Raw genomic sequence first — 23,032 nt, forward strand, 5'->3', positions numbered from 1 at the left:
AGCTTGGTATGCATTATGGGGTCTATTTTGGAGGATCACGACACACCCCCGCGCCCTCTCGGAAGTTGGCCCTCAGTCCGTTGCAGTGTATAGTTACCCTTGTCATCGGGCGGCAACCCGGAGACCTCAACCCAGAGACGGAGAAAAGCAGATGACGGATAAGATCAGGGTCACATGCGTATCCGACGTGGTGGAACTTCTACCCATCCTTATCGGCATTGAGCCGACAGAGAGCATCGTGGCAACGCCGTTGATGAGTCCCGGCGCCCCTATCATGAACGGCGACTATCGCCCGGATGTCCCGCTGGGGAAGTGGCTGGAGTTCGCAGCGGATTCGACGGAAAAGATGTGTGGTTCCGGTGACGTCCGTTCGGCTGCCGTCGTCGTCTACTCCGACCCGGAGGAAGGGAAGGACGGGCTTTCCGTCGGGGCAGAGGCAGCGCCTTTCATCGAAGTGTTTGCCGATGCGTTCAAGCAGCATGGCGCGGAACTGGTCTTCAAAGCATGCGTCTCTGGCGAACGCTGGTGGTGCATCAACTGTGAGGACCCCCATTGTTCGCACGATCCGGACGGGTATCCCATGCCCGGTGTCGGTCGGGTTACCGCCGAAGCTGCCTTCGCTGGTAAGTCGGTTGTCGGAGAGAGTACGCGCGATGTTCTCAAGCGGTGGTCGCCGATTGAGGACTACGACGCCGAGAAGGTATCCGAGTTGGTTCGGGCAGCAGCAGAACGCTTGCACCCAACAGACAACGAGGGCAGCATGGCTGAGCTTTGGCGTGCATTCGAGTGCGCCGATCAAGCTCTGCGCGAGGGAAATTCTCCAGACGAAGAGACCGCCTACACCTTGATTGTCGGGTGTGTGGTCAAGGAGAACCGGGATGAATTGCTGAGCCGTATTCTGTCGGAACCGGCATCTTGGGAGCGCCAGCGGCGCCTATGGGAATCACTGATCCCGTTGTGCGTTGAGCCTCACCGGTTTCTTCGCTGCGCTCCGCTGGTCATTCTCGCGCTCGTGGAACTCGCGGGTGGCAGGGAAGTATTCGGCCGACTCGCGCTCAAAGAGGCGTTGGAGACCGACCCGAAGTATCTGATGGCACAGCTGTTGCACGGCGGCTTGAACGAGGGGTTGAAGCCCTCGGAGTTGGTTGACGCTGTGCGATTCAGTCTCATCACATCCCATGAACGGGAGGACGACGACGCCTAGGGCTCTGATGACCCCGGGGCGGCGCCCGCCGCCCCGGGGTCCCCTCGGCGGGCCGCAGTCGCTCCGGGCACTGCTTACACGTTCCTCCTCTTGCTGTACGGAGGAGCAGAGCACGGAGAGATGTTGGCCTTACGGGGGGCGTGGTATTCCGGGGTTGACCAGGGGTTATGGCGGTTTTTCGAGCCTGGCTCGTGTGACCCGTTAGGAGACCTTTCGGGTGACTCTTCCTGTGACCCGGTATGTGATCCCTCTTAGAGGGTAGATTTACCCTTGTCGGATTTCAGCGGCAACTGAACCCGGCGACCAACCCAGAGAGATTGAAGGAGAGAGAACGTGATGGACTTCCCCGCAGAGACGCTGAGGATCGAGCGAGGGCACGACTTCTACCCGCGTAAGAGGGACGTCAAGGAGATCCCGGGAGTCCGGGAGACCCAGGCCACTCCTTTCAAGGAGAAGACCGTATATCTCCACTACTTCGTGGGCGGTTGCGACTGGTACGTAGCCGAGTTTGACCGCGACTCGCACGAGGCTTTCGGATTCGCCTGTATCCAGGTCGGAGAGTGGGGCTACTTCCGCCTTCCCGAATTGGAGCAGGTGAAGGTCCGGGGACTGTTCCCGGTGGAGCGTGACTTGAGTTTCCGGCCGATGCGCGCCGGTGACATTCACAAGATCGCCGCTCACCTGCCGCGTCAGCGGCAGTAGTCGCTCCTGGGTGGGGGCGCCGCGAGTGACCGGCGCCCCCACCGTTCCCCCTCGCGATTTCCAACAAGGTCCGAAGGAGCAGGCGTCATGCAGGCCAAGTTCGAAGGCGGCGGGAAGGCATTCGAGGTGAGCCCGGAAGAGTGGGTGGCTGACATGGGGCACCTTTTGGATCACCTGTACCAAGTACAGGCGCGTGCCGGCATCCCGTTGGGGAGGTTCATCGGCTGCGACCTGTTCCCGCCCTACGTATGGGGTTACCTGTCCGCCACGAGGGCTGGGCACAGGGACGTGAACCAGGTTGCCGCCGTGGCGGTGCTCCGCGCGGTGCTGGAGTCCGAGGAGCTGCAACAGAACGTCGTGGCTCTGGCCGAGCAGTTGCTGATCATGAGCGCGCGGGACGTTGAAGCGCGAGCGCGGGGTGATGAGCCAGGTGGCCGGTCGGGTGCGGCATCGCTCGCTCCCGTGGGCCCCGGAGGTTGACGAGCAGGTCCCGCGCCGGGGCCGGCCGCGAGCCGTTCCGGCCGTCGGCTCCCGCTCCCACCACCAGAGGAAGTGATCATGATGTTGGGTTCGGACCTTTCGAATCGCCTGCGGCTGCGGCCCAGCACACGGAAGCTGCTGGCAGACACGGCGCGGGAGATGAACCAGCCGCGTCACGGCAATGCGAGGCTGCGGCAGTCCTACTACTGGCGGGTGCGCAATGCGCGTTTGCCGATGCTCGCTCGGATCAATGCAGAGGAGGTCTGGCACATCGCGCCTGGGCACCCTGGCGGGGCCTGGGCAAGCGTGGATCACGGTCCCGGGAGGCCGGAGTACCACCTGCCCACGGTCCTCACGCGCGCGGAACCGGGCAGCGGCCGGAGTGTCTACTGCGCGGCGTGTCTGCGCTGTTCCTGGGAGGGCGAGGAGTTGTCCGGCAGGGACGCTGAAGGGAGGGCCGTTGAGGGTGCGCACGACCACGCGTGTCCTCCGTGGCGGACGCTGCGGCCGGTGCCCCTGGCGGAGGCCGGAGGGTCCCGGGCGGTGGTGGTGGCTCAGATGGGGCCCGGGGCACCGGTCGTTGTCCAAGGCCCCGGGCGGGGTGTGCGTCATTGGCTGCCCTGCTCGCGCCTGCCCGTCTACTGCATTGCGGCGCGCCCGCGCAGGGCCGCTGCGCGTGGTGGGCAGAATCCCCTCTTCTGAGGGTGTACATTTACTCTTGTTGGTTCGGCGGCAACCGGATCAGCGATCAACCCAGAGACTAAGGAGCACCAATGACTCACGCGAGTGACGCGATTCATCAGGGGACGATCGAGCTGTCGAGGCTGAGGCTTGACCGCAACGTCCGCATGGACACCAAGCTGACCCCCGACTTCCTGCGCTCCGTGAAGGAGAACGGGATTCAGGTCCCCATGCTCGTTGCCGATCAGGGCGACGGCACGTATCAGGTGATCATGGGGAAGCGGCGTACCCTCGCCGGGCTGGAGACCGGGCAGACCGAGGGGCCCGCGTTCATCATCAACGGCGCCGCCTTGGAGGCCGGAGAGGACTACGTCCGTCAGTTGATTGAGAACGACCCCGACAGCCGGGAAGCGTTCACCCCGCTGGAGATCGCGGACGCTCTCTTCCACGCCGTCGAAGAAGGCATGGAGTTGGGTGAGGTCTCCCGGCGGTCCGGGTACTCCCAGGTGCAGGTGAAGCAGGCCCGGAGGGTGGCCAAGACCATCGGCGCGCGTACCCGCCGCACACTGGCCCGGGACGACGAGTCCAACTATGAGTGGACGCTGGACCAGCTGACGATTCTGGGCGAGTTCGACGACGACGAAGCAGCGGTCGCACGGCTGAACACCGCGCACTGCAACGGATTCTTCGAGCACCAGGCGACGAGGGAACGCAGGGACCGCGAGGAGCGGCGCCTTCGCGAGGAGCGGCGCAAGGTTCTCAGCGATTCAGGTGTGCAGCTGTTCGAGGAGTCGGACAGCCTGCCCGCCGACGTCTGGAGCCTTGAGGAGCTGGAGCTGGAGCGGGAGGACCACGCCGAGTGCCCCGGTCACTGCGCCACGTGGGGTGCGGTCTGGTCTGCCGGAGCGGCGGAGCCCGGATCGGTGGTGTACCTGTGTACCGCCCCGGAGAAGTACGGGCACTTCGACGCCGAGGAGGCCGAGGGCGCCGGGGTGGCCCGGGCAGAGAGGAGTACGAGCGAGGGGACCGGAGAGACGGGCTCGGTCGTCTCCGTGCACGCTCCTCAGGCTCCCCCGCGTCCGCAGAAGGAAGACGGTATTCCGTACCGGTTGAAGGTCGAAGGCAACAAGGCGTACCGGGCGGCGGCGGACCGGCGGAAGGAGTGGCTGCGTACCGAGCTGCTGGCGCGCAAGTCCGCCCCGAAGGACATGCCAGCATGGGTCAGCCGTCAGCTCCTCACCTGTTCCAAGCCGGTGCAGCAGTGGATCGGGGATGCCGCGAGGACCGATGTACTTCTGGGGATCATGGGGAAGGGTGACGGCTCTGTTCAACGCGCGGAGCTCTTCCCCGAGAACCCCACCGCGCCTCGGCTGAACCTGTTGAACTTCGCCGTCCTGGCCGCCTCCTACGAGTACCGGATGCGGGATGTCCAGACGTGGCGTAGTGACCGTCCCAACTGGGACACCGAAGCGATCCGGTCCGATGCGCGCGAGTACCTGTCCTTCCTGGAATCCGTCGGGTACGTCCTCTCACCGATCGAGCGCTCCATTGTCGATGGTGATGCCTACGAGATCCCCGACGACAAGGACGGCGAGGACGCCGAGCACCAGGACGACTCCGCCCCCGGCGCGCCGGAGGACGACGAGGATGCAGATGCCCTCGCGCTCCAGGACGAGGAGCACGAGGATGGGCACTTCGGGCTCGGCGGTGCCGAGGGGACGACCAGCGGTCAGGTGCTGGACGAGGCGGAGCAGTCCGGGGAGGGGGACCCGGACGAGTCCGACCAGGGCGAGGACTGGGGGGCCGACGAGGAAGAGGCGGGCGAGGACCAGGACGACGGGGAGGAGGACGGCCCTGCGGCTGCCGAGGACGAGCCCGAGGAAGACGGGCCCGAGGGGCACGAGGCCGATGGGGCCGGTCAGGACGCCTGACACGTGGTGCGGGCCCTCGCGGTGCCGAGGGCCCGCACCCTCCCCCAGACATCCCACAGGAAAGGAGGGTCTCCGGTGACAGGCGAGGTGAGGCCCACCGTGGCCGGTGAGGTCAGCGGCGTGCCGCAGCTGCGGTATCTCCCCAGCGGCAGGGCCGCGGTGCGGTTCTGCGTCGCTGTATCGCCCCAGGTGTACGACCGGGAGGCCGCAGAATGGACGTCGGGCGAGGAGTTTCGGTATCTGTGCACCGCGCAGGGTCCTCTGGCCGAGCATGCAGCGGAGTCCCTGGCCGACGGGGTGCGGGTAGTGGCGACCGGCCGTCTGGAGTTCAAGGACGGGCTGCCGCACCTCTGCGTGGAGGACATCGGCGTCAGCCTCCGCAGCCGCCTGGTGTACGTCGGCTCCACCTACCCGCCGGCGCTCACCCGGCCTGGTCGCGACCGCAGCTCCCGCGCTCGCGCGGGCACGGCGTCAAGGCCAGGAGATGAACCGCGGGCGCCCTGTCCGCCCGCTCCCCCGCAGGGCCCGACTCGCCGTCCCGAGGGCGTGCCCTGCACGAGGCCGTCCGGGCATGTTCCCGGATGGCTGGGCGACTACTACCCCGGCTCCCCGGCGCAGGCCGCCTGGGACGCCCTCGTAGGGCGCACCGGCGGGGCGTGCGCCGAGCCTGCCAGTTCAACGGGCCCGGAAGATGACGGGCCCTCCCATCACACCGAAGACAAGGAGTTGGACCGTGACGAACGACCAGAGCCAGCAGGCGCCCTCAGCGGCACGGCGAACGACCCCGGCGAGCACGGAGCCTCAGGAACACAGGCTTGTGCGGGCGCCCTCCTATGAGGGGTATGCGGGGCGTTGCAGCTGCGGGGCCGAACCCCCGGATGAATTCTACGGTTCCTTGGCCAAGCTGATTTCAGCGTTCCGCGATCATTTGGAGGCGGATGTGTTTCCGACCGCTGATTCTGCGGAACTGCGCGAAGCGGCAGAGGGCTTCGCGCTGCGCGGGCCGCTCCAGTACCTCCGCATGATCGAGAGCACGGAGGTGCACGGCGTCCGCCACCATGGGTGGCTGGTCAGCGGCTCGGAAGGCCGGGCGGTCTACGTCGGAACATGCGGCACGGCCTGCAGTTTGGGCCCTTGGGAGCCGCTGACTGCGGCTCAGGACGGACAGCAGTGAGAAGCAATTCCCGAAACCGGTAGCGTGTATAATTACCCCTAGCGTTTCGGCGGCAACCGAGACATTATTCCAACCCAGACGAGGAGACCCCCGTGGCATCCATGCCCCCACCCCGACGCGACACCCCCGAGCAGCGGTACGCGGACAAACTCCAGAACCGCGCCGAGGCTCTGGCGAAGCAGGCCGACGAACAGTCCGAGCGTGCGTCCGGCATGTATGGACGGTTCGCAGGTGGCCAGCCGCTTTTGGTCGGCCATCACTCCTACAGGTCCGCGCTGCGCGACCGGGACCGGGCCGACAATGCCACCCGCCGCGCCATCGAACTGCGGGGCCAAGCCCGCGAGGCGCAGTGGAAGGCCGACAAGGCGCAGGCGAAGGCTGACATCACCGCCCGCACCGTCGAACGGACCGGGCCCTGGCAGCCGTCCGACTTCCAGCCCGGCGACGTGGTCCAGGCGCGCACGTTCGAGACCCAGGTCGACACCTTCCGCGTCAAGCGGGTCAATAAGAAGACCTTGACGATGTGGGGCCCCGGCGGCGGCTGGGACGACCCCAAGCGCACCTACGATCGGGTTCTCTCCCGGACGCGGGACGGCGTCACCCTCACCGAACCCGAGAGGAACGCCGACGAGCGGGACCAGACCGATGGGTGAGCAGGCACCCGGGGCGAAGACCCCCGACAGGCACGGCCCGGCCGAACTAAGGCAGTGCATCGGTTGCCCACCAGGCAATTCAATGCCCCTGTTGCTCAACGAAGTCACATGTTGGCACCACTCACGGATGAACAACGACAACGCGGAGTGTCAGTTGCTCTGCGACGAGTGAGCGGGGGGCAGCGCACCCACCCCAGCATCTGCCCGGCGCGTGCGCCTGACGCTTAGCACCCTCGGGGCAGTCTGCGTGGACACCGCCCGCACGCAGACCGCCCTCCCGGAACCCCGTGGAACCCCAAAGCGGCTCCGGAACACCGTCAGAACCCGCTGCAGGAGGATCACATGGACAACTGTCCGCGCAGGCACCGAGCGGTCTCCCCTCGACTCGACAGTCTCCACGCCGATGGACCACCCGGCACCGCCACCCACATCTGTCTCGCCGACGGTAACTGTCTCGCTCTCGTACCCCGACCCGGCCAGGGGGCGACAGCTCCTACCGTGTTCGACGAGGTCTGCCTTTCCCCCGGCCTCAAAGCCCCCGCAACGAGTGCGTGGGCGGAGACAGATGCCTACGGACTGTTTCTGGAGTGCGGGGCCACAGACGCCACGCTCCACCGCAACGTCCCCGCGGAGGCCGTCCGCGAACTCATCAACCAGCACGGCGGAGAACACGCCGAACCAGACCATCCACCAGCCGGAACCTGATCTGCGCAGCCGTGCAGATCAGGCCCGCCCCCTCCACCACCGGCCCCGCACGGCACTGCGCAGCCAGGCCACCACCTCCCCGGCCAGCCTGAGCACTGTCTATCAGAGCTGCCTCCACGGGGCTGCCGAAGAAGAACGGCTTCGAGACGCAATGAGCGATCCCGTCGGGACAGGGCGTCATCCCGAGCACGGCAGCACGCTGCACTCACTCCGCCCAGGGACGCTGCGGCCCCGGAGCAGAACCACCGGCCGGGGCCTCGGCAAGCGCTCCGCGCCGAAACGTCAACCCAGACAGACCTGCACATGAACAACGTCGCAATGAGCGCCCAAGAGCCACGCCACCTCACCGGTGACCGGGGCCCCAACGGCCGGTATCCGGTCGCGGTCGAAGGGGAGTTGGTCACATCTACCGCTGACACGGGGAGTGGTATGCCTGCCTGCTCGGCCAGGTCAACGAGGTGCGCTGCCACTACCGGGAGAGTGCGGCTGCCAGTCTGACCGCCCTGCTGGAGTCCGGCGCCAGCCCGGGAGCGGAGCCGCCAAAGACGGATGCCGGAGAAGGTGTTTCTCCCTGGCGGCACCCGCGGATGAAGCCGACCCGGCACAACATCATCAACGCGGTATCGCACTGAGCAGGGTGGCCGAACTCGCCTGGAAATCGCAGCACGGCTGACCCGGCTCCGACAACCCCTGGACGCTGCGGTGCCTGCTGTGCGGACAGGACGTCGAGCGGTGGTGGAGCCACATGCGTGGCAGGAACGGTGACCCCACTCTCCCCCGTCTCGTATGGCGTCACGAGGCCTGCATCCCGTTCGAGGAGCAGGCGTCGCGCGTGGCGGTCTTGGTGGGTCCGTCTCCACGTGCCCGTGCGTGATCCAGCACCCCACCGTGGTCAAGGCACTGCCCGAGGTGCTGAACCAGGCCGCTGCGGCCCGCCGCGCCGAGAACGCCGAGGAGCTCCGCGCCGTCCTCGCCCAGTTGCTCGGCCCGTGTCCCGCCGCCGCTGCTCGCTCGGCCGCCCTGCGGGAACTGGTCGAGATCGAGAAGAAGTCTCGGGCCCGCAGGGGCTGACCCACCCGCCGGGGGCGCGGAGCATCTGCCGCGCCCCCGGCCCGTCCTGCTCGTACCTGGCCGGCTGGAGCTGTCGCTTCCACGGCGCTTCGCCGACCGGCCTGTCCGACCTGGTTGTGAGGCCGATCCTCTATGTCTTCTCTCTAGCCGCTGCTCTTCGACGTCCCGCGGCGCCCCGGGCGCGCCGCGGCTTCCGGCATGAGCGTGCTCAGCTACGGGCTGGACGCCGACAGCACGGCCATTCTGCTCGCCTTCCTGGCCACGCCCGCACGCTACGGCCTGGCCCGCGACCTCTCCGACCTGATCGTCGTCCACGCGGTGCCGGCGATGAGTGGCCCAACTCTCTCGACTCCGTCGACCGACCGGTCCTGCCTCGGCTGCGGCAGACCCGAGTGCGGCGCGTGCAGGTCGCTCGCGGAGGCCCACGCGATGCGGACGGTGTCGTAATCCTGGACGACAGCCGTGCCGCGCAGCGCATCTTCGCCCATGGACCCTGGCGCTTGTCGGACGAGCTGCGCGCAGCCGGAGCCGTTCCCGAGATCGCTCACGGACATCGGACCTGGTGTGTTAACTGCACCAGTGTCGCTGATCATGAGACGAAATGATCTACGCCTGCATCTAATGCCCGATATTGCAGGTCAACCCAAGATGCTGCCTCGGCTGGCAAAGTTGGAGACGGACCTCGTCGTGCGACGCAAGCACGCTGAGGACGAACGATGGCTCGGCGAGATCGAGGGCATCGACATGACCTTGACCTTCTTCCCCACCAAGCAGGCAGGTGCCGCGCGTCTCATGCGACGGGCTCCGGTCAGCCTCGGCCTCCCCAGCCCACTACCTCGACACCGGCGCGAGCTACCCACAGCCGTCGCCTATGCCGTCGCCGCACCGGCGGGTGTGCAGGACAAGCAACGCCCGCACTTCGAAAACAGCCTGGCCCGACACGCCGGGGCCGACAGCCCCAGCATCTGTTCGAGCACGCCGTCTACCGGTGAGCTGCAGAGCCTGGACGGCTCAGAGGGGGGCGGGAACTGGCGCAGGAGAGGAGCTGAACCACATGCACGGCTCACCTTTTTCGGCCCCGGCGTGGTCACGGAGCGGAGCCATAGCCGGGTTCGGGGGGCACCTCTCCCCCGAAGGGAGTATGATTACCTGCGTCGTATTGGTGATGGCCGGCAGGAGGCACCCCGAGGGGTGTCGACCCAGGGCGGCAACCCCGGTCGAACGTCCGGCCGGCCATCTGGCCCCAACCCAGAAAGATGGAGCACAACCGAGGTTACCGGACTCGTGAGTGCTTCATCACCGCTCATGTCTTGGGAGATTCAGTGACCGCGAGTGAGAACCAGCGCGACGTCGACGGCCGACCGGTGGTCAACCGTGCCTGGATCGGCGAGCGCGCCGAGGTCAGCAGCGAGACGGTGAAGTCCTGGTTCCGGAGCGCTTCGGCGGTGGCTCCCCCGAGCGCTGTCGCCACCATCGACCGCGTCCAGTTCTACGACCTTACGGACGTGGAGAGGTTCCTCGCCGAGAGGCAGAAGGCCAAGCGAGCCTCTGTACTGCCCACCGACCCGGAGCTTCACCAGGGCGACGAGGACGACCTGATCGACATCAACACCGCGGCGAAGTGGTTCGGCTTCTCCAGCCCTTCCGTCATCCGCTCCTACCTGCGGCACAACCCCGGCTACTTCCCCGCGCCGGCCGGAGAGGTAGAGGGCCCCAGCGGGAGGATGATCCGTGCGTTCAGGCGCGGCGACCTGATCGCCTTCGACAAGAAGCGCGACGGGGACAACACCGGCGTCGCCGGACGCCCCCCGGGTTCCCCGGGACCAACCGCGGGGCACCGCTCTCCCGATGTACTGCGGCGGATCGCCATGGCCCGCCAGTACATGGAGCAGCTCGGTGGCTGGCATCGCGGCATCGCCGTCGAGCTCGCCCAGCAGACCGACGAGCCCGTCAGCCGGTGGCATCGCGCCGTCCGGGAAGCCAGGCAGGAGCTCTCCAGCTCGGACACCCTCTGAAGACTGCCTTCGCCGAAGCTCGCGGCCCGCGGCGTAGAGCCCTCCACCCCTCGCTTCCGCCTACCAGAAAGCAGGAGCGCTTTAACGCGCAGTCCGCCCGTCCTCAGTGCCAGCGATGGAGAGGGAGACGCTCCTGAACGCGCCACTCACCACACTGCCAGGCGCTGGTGAGCGGCACTTGCCGCCTTCTGTGACGGCATCGAGATGCCATACGTGTGGCCGTGGTGAGCGCAGCGGTGAAGGGGCCGGGTGGAGTGCTGGCAGGCGCGGTCAGCGCCCCCAAGAGCACTTCGTCGATTGGACTTCGATGTCTGCCCCCTCGAAAGCGCGCCCGCTGGCCGCTCACCGAGAGGCGACGCCTCTTCGTGAGCAGATCCTGACCTGCCTCTTCCGTCACCAGGTCGCCCACACCGGCCAGCTGCACCGCCTGCTCTACCCTACTCCGCGGCCCCGCGCGGACCATCTTCGGCGCTGCTTGCGCAACCTGCGCGCCGACGGTCTCGTGATCGAGTCCTCTCGGGCCCACCACCACTCGCTGTGGACGCTCTCCGCCCAGGGGAGCGCTCTGGTCTCCTCCTGGCCCCCGTTCGCCAGCCAGCGCACCCGGTGGCGTTCCCGCCTGGACAATCAACGAACGGCACACGCCCTCACTACGACGCGTACGTGCCTGGCGTTCCTCGACGACGCCCGGGCCCGTGGAGACGAGTTCCACCCTCTGGACTGGCGACCGGAGGTCCGCCATCCGTTGCATGACGGTGCGGCCGTCGGTGAGCGGAGTCTGGTGGCCGATGCGGTGATGCGCTACACACGCACGGCTCCGAGCCGCCAGCTGCTCCGGGCCTTCGTTGAAATCGACCGCGCGACCGAGTCCCCCGAGCGCCTTGCGGCCAAAATCCTCACCTTCGCCCGCTTCTACCGACACCGGCCCAGCCAGCGGGGCAGCAAGTCCTGCGGTGTGCCCGCATGGCAGGAGCTGTATCCGCGCTTCCCCCGGGTGTTGTTCGTGCTGAGCAACGCGGGGCCGCGGGCGCAGTACCAGCGGATCACCGACCTGCAGATGTTGGCCCGCCAGCATCCGCTCGCCTCGACCTTTGCCGCAGAAGTGCCTCTTGGTGTCGCCGTTCTAGAGGAGATGGAGAAGGACGGCCCGTCAGCCGACGTGTGGGTCCCCCTCGCCAGGAGCGGCGGGCGCTGCGGTTGGATGGACCTGTGAGCTCCCCAGTCGCTGCCCGGTCTTGAGCCAGTCGGCGCCGGGAGGACCTTCGCGGCGCCCACGAGACACCGCCCTCTTGCTAGGCGGCCCACATGCTCAGCTACCTGTGGTGCCTCGCTCCACTACGGGCACCGCCGATTCGTACTGATGTTCATCCCTGGTCGAATGGTCAAGGTGTGCCCGAGGTGCCCGCGCGGGCACCTCGAAACCGCTGCTGCGACCTTCGTGCTGGTACTCAGCCGCGAGGAGCAGAAGGTAGCGGGACAGCGTCACGACGGCGGCGCCGGGGCGAAGAACTGCGCGCGGCTGCGCGCTGGATGGTCGAGCAGGGGTCCCGCTGACGAGAGGACTGTCGCGGACGATCTCGCTGCGCGGATGGGAGCCAGCACGGACGGTCACGTCGCCTACGGTCTCCAGTCGATAGGCACCCGATTGGACGGCTCCCGCAGCCGGGTCACCTCCCAGGCCCGGGTTCTGCGGGAGCTCGGGCTCCTTGCCTGGGTCGAGCACGGTGGGTGCCAACCGGGGCGGCCGTCCTGGATGAGTTGAAGGAGGCCGGCGCTTCCTCTCAGGTGTGGATGCCGCTGCTGGATGGCTCCGGATCGTCGCGAGGCTGGATGGGGTTGTGACCCCGCAGGCGGTGCGCGGCCTGAGGGCCCCGCTTACCACTCAGGTCAGAGCGTGGTAAGCGGGGCTTTGCGCGTGGTGGGCGAGGCTTGTTGTCGCATCGAGATCTTGCTGGGCGGACGGTGGCAAGTGCCTCGGTGAGCTGCGGGGGTTGAGCTGGGTCAGGTGCCTTGCACCCGTTCCCAGCCCAGCCCCGCCGCTCCCATCGTCGGGGGCTCCCCGGAGACGCGATGACAGCCGCTGTGCCCGATCTCGCTGCCTGCCGTGAGCCCGGTCTCGGCACGGGCGTGCACCTGGTGCGTGATCCGGCCCTCCAGGAGATCACGCGGACCGCGTCCCGGCAGCTGCGCCACGGGGCCGATCTGCGGGCGGCCGCGCGCTGGATGGTCCGCGCCCGCCTGCACCCGGACGCGGGCGAGGGAACGATCCGGGTTGCCGACGATTTCGCCGACCGGATGCACCGCAACAAGCACGGGCACGTGGCCTACTGCCTGGACCAGATGACGGTGCGGCTGGGCCGCTCACGCAGCTGGGTGGCTGCGCAGGTGCGCATCCTGCGCGAGCTCGGGCTGCTCGCTTGGGTCGAGCACGGCTCAGCACTGCGCAACGCACTGCGCACTCGCCACGGCGACCAGTTCCGTGCCGGCATGGGCTTCCGCCGCACGGCCACGATCTATGCCCCCTGTGCCCCGCCGGTCTGGGACCGGGCTCGCGGACACCGGTTGCGCGGCCGGGGATACACCGCGCGCGTGGTGGGAGTGACCGAGCAGGGCAGAGCTCTGGCCGTGCGGGATGCGCGCGCGTACTCCGCCTGCGGCTGGACCCCTTCTGTTGCCCCCACCCCCACACACCGTTCCCCTCAGGCAGAGGGGAAGAGGAACTACACACGCAGGCGTGCGACGGCAGCACCTCGGCCCACGAGCAGTACCCGTTCCCCCGCTCAAGTCGCAGTCGACGTGGAGATCGCACGCCGGATCAGGCCCCGGGTCCGCTGGACCCAGCGCGCAGGCCTGCGGCAGCTCGCCTTCACCCTGCGCCCTCTGATCGGCCAAGGGCTCGGAGAGGAGGACATCGTCGCCACGCTGATGTCCTGGTCGCTCGGCTGGGACGGCTGGCGTCCCCGGCGGCCGGCCGCGGTCATCATCGCCCGCCTCCGCAACGCCCAGCAGGACAACCACCGCGCGAAGCCCACCAGGAGGCAGGAGGCGGACCCGTGCCCTCACGGCCCGTACGACTCCCAGGTACAGAAGGCATGGGGGGAGGCCGTCCGTGTGGCCAGGCGTGCTGCCGAACGATTCGAGCACCCCAGCGTGCCGGCTGCCGTGCAGGCGGCCCCGCAGTGCGCAGCAGCCTGGAGCAGGCAGGAGGCGGTGCGCATCCGCGAGACGATTCTTGCTTCCCTCGCGTACGCCGAAGCAGCCTCCCGGCGCCGCCTGACAGAGCCGTGCCCGTTCTGACGCGGCCCTGTGTGCAGACGGTTGCGCAGTGGCGCACCAGGACGAAGAGGGGCAGCAGCCGGCTGCGCAGCAAGGTCCTCAGTGGCGCGCGCCTTCGGGCGCGAGCGGATAGGCCTGCGGGCTGCCCGGCGGATCGAGGCCGGCGCTGCAACGCGGGCCTGCTCGATGACCACAAGTGGATCACTCAGGAAGGTGCGCTCTCTGTGTGCCGCGAGGCGCCCCTCCCCAGTCCGGTCCACAGGTGCTGAGTATCGCTCGCAGCAGGGCGCTGGCCTGCGGTGGTAAGCGGCGCCGGGGCCGTGGCGAGTTCGCTTACCACGGCCCCAGCGCCACTTACCACGCTACTTACCACGGGATGTGTGATGGACCCGTGACCGTCGAGCGGCGCTGGTGGGAAGCGGAGCGGTAAGCACCCGGTCGAAGAGTGAAGGCATCTGAACCACCGCTTCGCAAGGGAGCACCTGATGCCACTCACTCGTCCGTCCTCGGGGGAGCGCCCCGAGCCACCCGTCGACCCGCCGGCGACGGCTGCGGGCCAGAAGGTTCGCTTCCGGTCCGTTCTCCTCGGCCGTGTCCTGGTGTACGCGGCGCTGGCGACCGGTCCGGCCGCGCTGGCAGTTGCTTGCGCATCGGGCCCGGCGGTTGTGCGCAGTGAGCCCTCGGCGACTGCGCAGCGCGGTGCACAGTCGGAACACACCGCGGACCCGGCCGGGTACGCCGCTCTCTTCGTCGATCTGTGGAGCCAGGGGTCTGGGACAGCGCAGCTCATGGCGCCGGATGTGCCGGTGCCGGAGTGGGGTGAGGAGGCCCCGTCGGTCGAGCGTGTGCATGCGGTGCGCAGTACGCAGGTGCGCAAGGGCGCGTGGTCGGTCACCGTGGCGGTGCAGCTGGTCGGGGATTCGCCGGTCCGGTTCTTTACCGTGCCGGTCGCTACGCGCTCCGGGCAGAAGTTCGCGGTGACCGCTGCGCCCGCCGAGGTGGCGGTGCCCAAGGCGCCGTCCGGCGGCGAGGAGCCGCCTTACCGCAAGAGTGTTCCGACGACCTCCCCGCTGGCGTCGACCGTGCGGGACTTCCTCAACGCGTACGCGGGCGGGAGCGGAGCTGCCGAACGGTACCTGGCCCCTGGGGCTTCGTTGCCGCCCCTTGCGCCGTCGCCCTACGAGAAGGTGACGGTCGAGCGGCTCATGGCGGCCGGTCGGCAGACCCAGGGAGAGGTGGGCAAGGACGGTTTCGAGATCCGCGTGCGAGCTGAGGTGACTGCACGGGATACGGAAGATCGCGAATGGCCGCTGACCTACGGGCTTCGGCTCGCGGCACGTGACGGCCGCTGGGAGGTCCGGGCCCTGGAATCAGGGCTGGAGGAATCCGACGGCGCCAAGGCCAGCTCGGCTACCTCTGCTGCCCACACCGACCTGGCGGGCGCGAGCCGTACGAAGGCGGGGTGGTGAGCCGTGCTGCTGGCTGGAGAGTTCGAGAGCATCGGTGACCACCTGCTGGGGATGGGCACCGGTTGGGCCGAAGACGCGCTGAAGCTCATCCTGCTGGGCGTAGTCATCTACCAGATCGGCAAGCGGTTCAGTCTCAAGGCCGGGATCGGCGCCCTGCTTGGTCTTGTTGTCTGTCTGTCGATCTACAACAGCCGCGAGAACCTCTCGGACGCCTTCAGCACCGAGCTGAACGGCGCCGGACGCCCCGACGCGGTGGTCCAGGCCGACCCGCACGGTACCGGCGCTCTGGCCGAAGGCGGGGGGCGGGCGTGAGCTCGGCGGGGAAGAGGGTCAGCCGCTCCTACACGCGGGCGAGGCATCTGCCCTGGGTGCTGGGGAAGATCGGCGACTGGACTCTTCCCCTGGGCCCCTACAACGCGGCCCAGTTGCTGATCGCATTCGTCGGCAGCTTCGTCCTGATCAAGACGTTCGGATTGTGGTCGTGGATGGGGCCGCTGCCGCCTCTGACGCTGGGCGTTGCGGTGTGGGCGGCGCGCCGCACCCGCGTCTATGGCCGTTCTCCCCTGTATGTGGCGTGGGGCTTGGTCTCCTACGCACTTCAGCCCAAGGAAGGGCGGATGCACGGCCGCCCTGTGCGGCCGGCTCGGGCCCGGGTACTCCACGGCGGCTTCCACCTCTTGGACACCGCCACTGCGGGCGTCGGTGCACCCTCCGGTGATGCCCCTGTCAGCCGGCCTGCCCGCACCGTGCGGCCACCGCTGCGCACCGGGCGGAGACAGGGCGCAGCTTCTCGCTCGACCGCCCCGGTGACCGGAGCCGCGCCGGCGCCGACCGCGCTGCAACAGCTTCTGGCCCGCCAGGAGGCGGTCCGTATCTCTTCTTCTCTTTCGAACTCTGACGACAGGAGGCCGTGATGCGCGTGGCGATCCGTCACCTCGCCGACCATCTGCTGTGGTCCGCCGCCGGTCCGGTCTGGGCCGTGTGGCGGCTGGAGCCGCACGGCGCCCGCTACATGGGAGCCCAGCAGCGCGACGAGTTGCTCAGCCAGCTGACCGGCCTGGTGCGCGCCCTGCCCAAGACGGCACGGCTGTATGGACTGTGCGCCCAGGTTGATGCCGGCGAGGTGGTGGCACGGATGCTGGAAGGCGTTGACCTGGAGAGGTATCCGCACTGGGCCGAGACCGCAGGTGCGGACCTGGAACTACTCGACGGCCTCGAGATGCACCAGCGCACCTGGTGGCTGGCCGTTCCTCTGGAGACCCAGCAGCGGCGCCTGGATATCGCGGCCGCACTGGGCGGCGTGTGGGCGGACCTGTCTGCTCTGCTGGGCCTGCGGCCGGCGCCGGTGCCGCGTGAGGAGGTCGTCTCCTACAAGGAGCGGGCGGCGCAGATTGAAGCGGAGATCACCGCGATGGTGCCGATGCGCCGGGCTCGCCCCGCAGAGATCATGTGGATGCACCAGCACGCGGTCCACCGCGGGCTGGAGGAGCCGCTGCTGGTCGAGGCGAGTGACAGCGAAGGCGGTGGCGGCAAGGTACTGGGCCAGGTGCTGCGTTCCCCCAGCTACCAGGACCTGGGGCAGGTGCGGCTGCTGGAAGGCGGCCAAGAGACCCTGGAGTACAGCCGGGAGAGCAAGCGGAACCCATCACAAAAGCGTGAACGGCGGCAGGGCCGGTTGTCGCCGGTGCGGCGCACGTGGCTCCAGGTCGAGTCCGCCGAAGGCGCCGGCTATCAGGCACACCTGCCGCTGACGGAGATGCCGCGGGCCGTCGCCGCCGAGAGCGCGGACCTTCTCGCACGGCTGGAGGAGTTGCCGTTCCCGGCGGATTTCGTGTGCGACCTGCGGCTGATCAGCACGCAGGAGGTCAAGGAACAGGTCCAGCGGAAGAAGCGTGAGCTGGCCGACCAGGCCGACCAGTACGCGGCGCACACCGCCACCGGCGTGCCCGAGGAGATGCACGACGCGGCCGCCGATCTGGGTGAGCTGGACTCCCGTGCCTCGCAGTCCACGGTCGAGGTCGAAGTCCAGGCCGTCACCGTGCTGTCGGTGTGGGGGCCTACTCCGCAAGTGTGTGACGAACGGGCGCGGATGCTGTCCAAGCGGGTGCAGAGTGCCAGCTACCGGCTGGCCCGGCCGGCGGGTGAGCAGGAAGAGCTGATGTCGCTGTCGCTGCCCGGCTCGCCCACGCCGCCGCGCACCCGGCAGTACGAGCAAAACCAGCTCGGCGAGGACTGGGTGCTGGGCGGCGCCCTGGTCGGGGGCGGATTCGGGGACCGGCGCGGGCAGATGATCGGCATCAGCCAGGACTCGGGCACGGTGCGGCCGGTTTTGTTGGACATCGCGCAGAGCGTGCTGGAGAACTTCTCCGCGTCCTTCGGCGTGGTGGGTGATCTGGGCGCGGGCAAGTCGGTGCTGCTCAAACTGATCAACGCCGGACTGGTAGACCGGGGCGGCCGGGCCATCGTCATCGACCGGACCCCGGTGCGGGAGTGGGCCCACTTCGCGCAGTCGGCTGCGCCTGGCCGCTGCCAGGTCGTCGACGCCGCCCAGGCGCAGATGAGCCTGGACCCGCTGCGGGTCTTTCCTCCGGCAACTGCCGCGCACTACGCCCTCTCGTACCTGACGCTCCAGTTGGGAATCGGGCCGCTGACCGCGCAGGGCGCCGTTCTCAAGAGCGCGATCAACAAGGCGCAAGCCTCTCCGGCGCCGTCAATGGCGGCGGTGATCGCGGCGCTGGAGGAGATGGCGGATGACGGCGCCAGCCGGGGCCAGGAGGCCGCGATGCTGCGCGACCTGCTGACGATGGTCTCCGAGGAGCCTCTGGCAGCGGCCGTCTTCGACCCGGAGCTGCCGCCGATCTCCCTGCAGTCGGACATGGGCGCGGACTGGGTGGTGATCACCACCGCCGGACTGACGCTGCCGCCCCGGGAGGCGGTGGCCAACCCGGAGCTGATGCGCAGCCAGCCGACCGAGGCCCTGATCGGCCGCGCCGTCCTGTATCTGCTGGCCGCACTCGCCCGGCAGGTGGCGTTCGAGGACCCCGAGCGGTTCTGCCTGATCACGGTCGATGAGTGCTATTGGCTCACCTCCAGCGCGGAAGGGCTGGCACTCGTACACGAAGCGGTGCACGACGGCCGTAAGCACGGCGCCGGCATGGCGCTGGGCGGCCACGATGTGGAGGAGCTGGGCAACGAGACGATCCGCGGCCTGCTGGCCCACCGGTTTCTGGCCCGGACCGCGGATGAACGGCTGGCCGCCCGTGGGCTGGAGTTCCTGGGACTGCCCGGAGACAGCGAGACGCTGCTGCGCACGGTGACCGGCGACCTGTCCCCCGCGGGGGACGCACGCCGGGCCGGGGAGATGCTTGTGCGCGATCCAAGGATGCGGATCGGACGCATGCAGGTCGTCGTCCCGCCCCTCCCCCGGATCGAACAGGGCATCTTCACCACCCCCGGTGACCTGGCCACCGAGCCGCGTCTGGCCAAGACAGCGGCCAGGCCGGTCTCCGGGGAGCAGGCACGGCAGTTGCTGGCCGACACCGAGCGGCACCCGGCGACGGCCGGGGGGTGGACGGCATGAGGCGTCGCCCGTGGAAGACCCGCCCGGCCGGATGGCACAGCACGATCGGCACCGTGTTCGTCATGGTCGCGCTCGCAGCCGCAGGCGCGCTGGTATGGCTGGGAGGCTGCGGCCCCTCGCTCCTGCCGGAGACGGGGGAGGCGTTCGCCAGCCAGCGGACAGCCCAGCCGATGTCCGACGCAGGCAAGCGGAGCGATCCGTGCGAGCTGGTCATCGGGCCGATGCAGGAGATGTGCCGGGACCACGGCGCCCCTGCCACGTCCCGGCCGGCGCAGCAGCGTGACGGTGCCTCGGATGGCGATGAGTCGAGCAGCGTGCCCTCACGACCCCAGGTGGCTCTGTTGGCCTTCTCGGCACTGGGGCTGGGCGGGGTGCTGCTGCTGGCCCGCAGGGGGCAGAGGTGATGCGGGCGTGCAGTCGCGGCCTGGTCATAGGCGTCGGGCTGATCGCACTGGTGGCCGCCGCTGGGCCCGCGGAGGCCAACGACCGCACTTTGGCGGCCGGGGACAGCAGCGGCGGCGGGCTGCTGGGCCCGTGGAACGTCAAGTCCAGCGAAGGGGTGCGGCTGGAGAAGTACGAGCTGTTCGGCGGCGGCGATACAGACTTCACCGACGCGGCGATGCGGTTCATGACCGAGGGCCTGTTCGCCCTGGCCCGCACCGTGGTGGGGGCCTGCTGCTGGCTGGTCGACTGGGCCTACCGCTTCCCCATCGTCGACAACCTCACCTCCCCCGCCCAACACGTCTCCGACGCCTACCGGGACCGCATCGTCGAGCCGCTGGGCCTGGTGCCCCTCTTCCTCGCGTGGGCATTCGTCTTCGGCCTCGTTCTGATCATGCGGGGAAAGGTCGGGCGCGGCGCCGGCGAGATCCTGCTGACACTCCTCATCTGCGCCCTGTCCGCTTCGACACTGGTACGGCCGGACTACCTCCTCGGCTACGAGGGCCCCGTCCAGCAGGTCCAGCGCGCGGCCCTCGAAGGCGCCGTCATCACCGCCAAGGCCGACCGCGAGGCCAAGCCGGACCCGAACGACCCCTGCGAGGCGGCCCTCGGCCCTGCGCGTCAGGCCTGCCAGGACAGCCCTGAGGCCAAGAAGGCGAAGAAGCGCGCCGAGCGAGCCGCCGCCAAGAAGCGGGCGAAGAAGTGCGAAGCGGTCGTAGGGCCGTCCCGGGAGACGTGCATCAGCGAGGAGCGGGCTCCGGCGGCCGAAGACGTCTCCAAGCCCATCACCAAGACCCTGACGGACGTGCTCGTGGTCCAGCCGTACCAGCTGCTGCAGTGGGGGCGCACTTTCGACAAGGAAGACCCGGCCTACGACGCGTACAAGAAGACGATCGGCTACCAGCCGAAAGATCGCGACTGTGACTCGGTGCCCAAGCCATTCCGCGAGTACTGCAATTCCGGCGGAGGCAGCCCGGAGAGCGGCGAACCGCAGCGCAAGCTGATGGACAAGGAGGGTGAGGAGGGAAAAGCCGCCTCGGCCTACAACAAAGAGCTCACCTGGTCCCGGCTGCTGGGCGCCCTCTGTGTGCTCATCGCAGTCCTCATCTTCGCGCTGATCATCCTGGCCATGGTGATCGCGCTGGTCTGCGCGCAGTTCACCGCGGTGTGCGCGGCTGCCGTGGGACTGATTGCCCTGGCCTGGGCGGTGCTGCCCGGTCCTAACCGCGGCGCTGCCTGGAAGTGGCTGGGCGTCTTCGCCGCAGTGTCGGTGGCCATGTTCGGCATCGCGTTGTTCATCCCGTTCCTGGGCATCGCCTGCAAGGCGGTGCTGACCAACAACGACAGCACGGTGGTGGTCGAGCGGCTGATCCTGTTGGACGGTCTCGCGCTGGCCGGGCTGGTCGGGCACCGGTGGATGCTGCGTCAGGCCTCCGGGATGGGCCAGAGGTTCGCGATGCGGATGCGGTACGCGAAGGTGGGTGGCAGCCACACCCTGGGCGAGCAAGCTGCCGCCACCAGCATGGCACTGGCCTCCCTCGGCGTCGGCTCGGCCGCCGGCACCGGGACCGGCGGCGGTCTGGGGCTGGGACGCGGCTACGAAGGCCCCTGGGGTTCCTTCCAGCAGCGGCGGGCCAAGCTGGCCGCCGGTATGGCGGCCCTGGCCGACGGCGCAGGAACCCCGGGACACCCGGGGCCACTCCTCGGGCAGGCCCGCGCCGAGGCACGCAGGGCCCTGGCTCCGCTGAGCGTGCCCCTGCGGGCTGCCAAGAACGCCTGGGTCGGCAAACCCCCAGACTCCGGGCCAGGCGGTCCCGCCGGGCCCGGGGCACCGGGCGGGCCGGCCACCGGTGGCGGAGGCCCCCTCCGGCCGGGCGGAGGGAGGCCAGGTCCGCACGACGGCGCGGCTGCGGGCGGTGTGCGTACCGTCATCGACGGCCGGACCGGCGAGATCCTCTCGCAGAGCGGCGAGCCTGAGGATGTCGAAGGGCAAGCGCCGCAGGAGATGTGGCGGCCGGTCGGGGAGCGCCTGCGCGAGCGGGTGGCTCGCACCCGAGGCGGCCGGGTCATGCTGGGCGCTGGACGTGTGGCGTGGCATTCCACAGTGGGGCTGCCCGCTGCGGTGGAGCGCAGCCGCGGCAAGAGCAGCGAGTATGCGCAGCGGGTGCAGCGGCACGTCGACCACTACCAGCAGCAGGCCACCCAGTGGTGGGGAGACACACGGGCCGGCAGCCAGCGCATCGCCGACGGGGCCCGCCGTGTCGCCGCTCCGGTCAACGAGGCGGACCGATGGCTGGCTTCTCCTGCGCCGCGTACGCCGCCGCAGCGGCCGAACGTCTACACCTACCGCGATGGGCAGTTCGGCTATCAGGCTCCTGGCTCGCGCCGGCGCCGGGAGGAAGACGGCGGCGGTGAGGGCTCGTGAAGCGTCTGCGCCGCTGGGGCTGCTTGACGGTAGTGAGCGGCCTGGTGTGTGTCGGCCTGCCACTGGGGCTGCTGGCGGCGGCCGCGCACAAGATGCCGAAGGACCAGGGCGGATTGCTGAAGGCCATCACCGGGGTGCGGATGCCGATGCTGCTGGCCTACCACGAGGCCGCAAACAAGTTCGGCGAGATGCAACCGGAGGGCAAAGGAATGGACTGGTCGATCCTGGCCGGGATCGCGAAGGTCGAGTCCAACCACGCGGCCGGCCACCGCATCGGCGACGACGGCACGCTGGCCAAGCCGATCTACGGTCCTCGCCTGGTCGGGGACGGCACCGGCGGCAACACCAGCCGCCACAACGACACCGACCAGGGACGCCTGGACGGCGACAAGCAGGTGGAGCGCGCCGTCGGTCCGTTCCAGTTCCTGCCCGCGACCTGGGCCACCACGGGGCGGGACGGCAATGGTGACGGTGAGAAAGATCCGCAGAACGTCTACGACGCCGCGCTGTCGGCCGCCTTCTATCTGGGCGGCGACGGACGGGACCTGACCCAGCCGGACCAGTTGCACGCGGCGTTGATGTCCTACAACCACTCCGAGGCCTACGTGCAGGAAGTCACCCACTGGATCAACCGGTACCGGTCCGCCGCCAAGGAAGCCACCGCCCTTCCGTCCGTCAGCGGGGACGCAGGCACCGTGATCAAGGCGGCGCACAAGCAGATCGGCACCCCCTACTCGTGGGGCGGCGGCAACCGCCGTGGCCCCAGCCGGGGCATCTGCTGCTCTCCCGGCGGGAAGTCCGGCGCAGCCATCAAAGGCTTCGACTGCTCGGGCCTGACCCAGTACGCCTACGCCCGCGCGGGCGTCCAACTGCCCCGGACCGCCGCCGCGCAAGCGAGCGTGGGAAAGCGCATCCCTCCGTCGAAGGGAGTTGCCGCTCTGCGGCCCGGTGATCTGGTCTTCTTCGCCTACAGCCCCTCCATGGACGCGACGATCTACCACGTCGGGATCTACGTGGGCGGCGGGAAAATGATCAACGCCCCCCGGCCGGGCACGAAGGTGCGCATCGAGCAAGTGTGGGGCGGCGGCTTCGCCGGAGGTGCACGCGTCCTATGAACTCACGAACACTGCATCCAAGCCGGGCGGGCGGGCTGCTGTTGGCCGCTGCCGTCCTGGCAGCAGCGGGTGGATTCCTGCTGTGGGGGCCGGGCGGTCATGAACAGGCC

20 protein-coding genes are annotated in these 23,032 nt (G+C 68.9%); all 20 read left to right on the forward strand.

The features are described from left to right. Nucleotides 1–151: 151 nt before the first annotated feature. The 20 genes from JW613_RS33385 to JW613_RS33475 all read left to right on the forward strand — a co-directional run bounded on the left by JW613_RS33385 (nt 152) and on the right by JW613_RS33475 (nt 22,922). Entirely contained in the window at nt 152–1,204 is a 1,053-nt protein-coding gene (locus JW613_RS33385; RefSeq protein ID WP_209214638.1) for a DUF4192 domain-containing protein, read from the forward strand. A gap of 336 nt (nt 1,205–1,540) precedes the next feature. Further along, on the forward strand, nt 1,541–1,906 hold the full coding sequence (locus JW613_RS33390) for a DUF2958 domain-containing protein (RefSeq protein WP_209214640.1): 366 nt from the start codon (nt 1,541–1,543) through the stop codon (nt 1,904–1,906). A gap of 87 nt (nt 1,907–1,993) precedes the next feature. Beyond that, a complete protein-coding gene (locus JW613_RS33395; RefSeq protein WP_209214642.1) occupies nt 1,994–2,386 on the forward strand; it encodes a hypothetical protein in 393 nt (130 codons plus the stop codon). A 159-nt stretch (nt 2,387–2,545) separates the two neighbouring features. Continuing rightward, a complete protein-coding gene (locus JW613_RS37000; protein ID WP_372448039.1) occupies nt 2,546–3,088 on the forward strand; it encodes a DUF6349 family protein in 543 nt (180 codons plus the stop codon). 71 nt (nt 3,089–3,159) lie between these two features. Further along, entirely contained in the window at nt 3,160–4,998 is a 1,839-nt protein-coding gene (locus JW613_RS33400) for a ParB/RepB/Spo0J family partition protein (protein WP_209214644.1), read from the forward strand. A gap of 75 nt (nt 4,999–5,073) precedes the next feature. Continuing rightward, nucleotides 5,074–5,835: a single-stranded DNA-binding protein gene (locus tag JW613_RS33405; protein WP_209214652.1), complete on the forward strand. Its 762-nt coding sequence runs from the start codon at nt 5,074–5,076 to the stop codon at nt 5,833–5,835. A 58-nt stretch (nt 5,836–5,893) separates the two neighbouring features. Beyond that, the gene (locus JW613_RS33410; RefSeq protein ID WP_209214654.1) at nt 5,894–6,172 is read left to right on the forward strand and encodes a hypothetical protein; all 279 of its coding nucleotides are present in this window, start codon (nt 5,894–5,896) and stop codon (nt 6,170–6,172) included. 101 nt (nt 6,173–6,273) lie between these two features. Then, on the forward strand, nt 6,274–6,825 hold the full coding sequence (locus JW613_RS33415; RefSeq protein ID WP_245226768.1) for a DUF3560 domain-containing protein: 552 nt from the start codon (nt 6,274–6,276) through the stop codon (nt 6,823–6,825). Nucleotides 6,826–8,400: 1,575 nt separating this feature from the next. Continuing rightward, complete coding sequence (locus JW613_RS33420; RefSeq protein WP_209214658.1) at nt 8,401–8,601, forward strand: hypothetical protein; 201 nt, start codon at nt 8,401–8,403, stop codon at nt 8,599–8,601. Between the two features lie 198 nt (nt 8,602–8,799). Beyond that, nucleotides 8,800–9,048: a hypothetical protein gene (locus tag JW613_RS33425; RefSeq protein WP_209214660.1), complete on the forward strand. Its 249-nt coding sequence runs from the start codon at nt 8,800–8,802 to the stop codon at nt 9,046–9,048. 875 nt (nt 9,049–9,923) lie between these two features. Then, entirely contained in the window at nt 9,924–10,616 is a 693-nt protein-coding gene (locus tag JW613_RS33430; RefSeq protein ID WP_209214662.1) for a hypothetical protein, read from the forward strand. 307 nt (nt 10,617–10,923) lie between these two features. Continuing rightward, the gene (locus JW613_RS33435; RefSeq protein WP_209214664.1) at nt 10,924–11,829 is read left to right on the forward strand and encodes a replication-relaxation family protein; all 906 of its coding nucleotides are present in this window, start codon (nt 10,924–10,926) and stop codon (nt 11,827–11,829) included. Between the two features lie 857 nt (nt 11,830–12,686). Then, nucleotides 12,687–13,913, forward strand: a complete 1,227-nt coding sequence (locus tag JW613_RS33440) for a hypothetical protein (protein WP_209214666.1) — start codon at nt 12,687–12,689, stop codon at nt 13,911–13,913. A gap of 767 nt (nt 13,914–14,680) precedes the next feature. Further along, nucleotides 14,681–15,361 (forward strand): conjugal transfer protein, encoded by a 681-nt coding sequence (locus JW613_RS33445; protein WP_209214668.1) that lies wholly within the window; start codon nt 14,681–14,683, stop codon nt 15,359–15,361. Between the two features lie 3 nt (nt 15,362–15,364). Next, entirely contained in the window at nt 15,365–15,673 is a 309-nt protein-coding gene (locus tag JW613_RS33450; protein ID WP_099876528.1) for a hypothetical protein, read from the forward strand. A gap of 56 nt (nt 15,674–15,729) precedes the next feature. Beyond that, nucleotides 15,730–16,275: a hypothetical protein gene (locus JW613_RS33455; protein ID WP_307866141.1), complete on the forward strand. Its 546-nt coding sequence runs from the start codon at nt 15,730–15,732 to the stop codon at nt 16,273–16,275. Beyond that, complete coding sequence (locus tag JW613_RS33460) at nt 16,275–18,941, forward strand: ATP-binding protein (RefSeq protein WP_245226758.1); 2,667 nt, start codon at nt 16,275–16,277, stop codon at nt 18,939–18,941. The genes JW613_RS33455 and JW613_RS33460 overlap by 1 nt, the downstream gene beginning before the upstream one ends. After that, nucleotides 18,938–19,345, forward strand: a complete 408-nt coding sequence (locus tag JW613_RS33465; RefSeq protein ID WP_143674806.1) for a hypothetical protein — start codon at nt 18,938–18,940, stop codon at nt 19,343–19,345. Before JW613_RS33460 ends, JW613_RS33465 begins: the two co-directional genes overlap by 4 nt. Beyond that, complete coding sequence (locus JW613_RS33470) at nt 19,345–21,807, forward strand: DMT family transporter (RefSeq protein ID WP_209214673.1); 2,463 nt, start codon at nt 19,345–19,347, stop codon at nt 21,805–21,807. Before JW613_RS33465 ends, JW613_RS33470 begins: the two co-directional genes overlap by 1 nt. Nucleotides 21,808–21,839: 32 nt before the next feature. Continuing rightward, complete coding sequence (locus tag JW613_RS33475; RefSeq protein ID WP_307866146.1) at nt 21,840–22,922, forward strand: C40 family peptidase; 1,083 nt, start codon at nt 21,840–21,842, stop codon at nt 22,920–22,922. Nucleotides 22,923–23,032: the final 110 nt, after the last annotated feature.

The sequence above is a fragment of the Streptomyces smyrnaeus genome, from assembly GCF_017676345.1.
GTDB classification, from domain to species: domain Bacteria; phylum Actinomycetota; class Actinomycetes; order Streptomycetales; family Streptomycetaceae; genus Streptomyces; species Streptomyces smyrnaeus.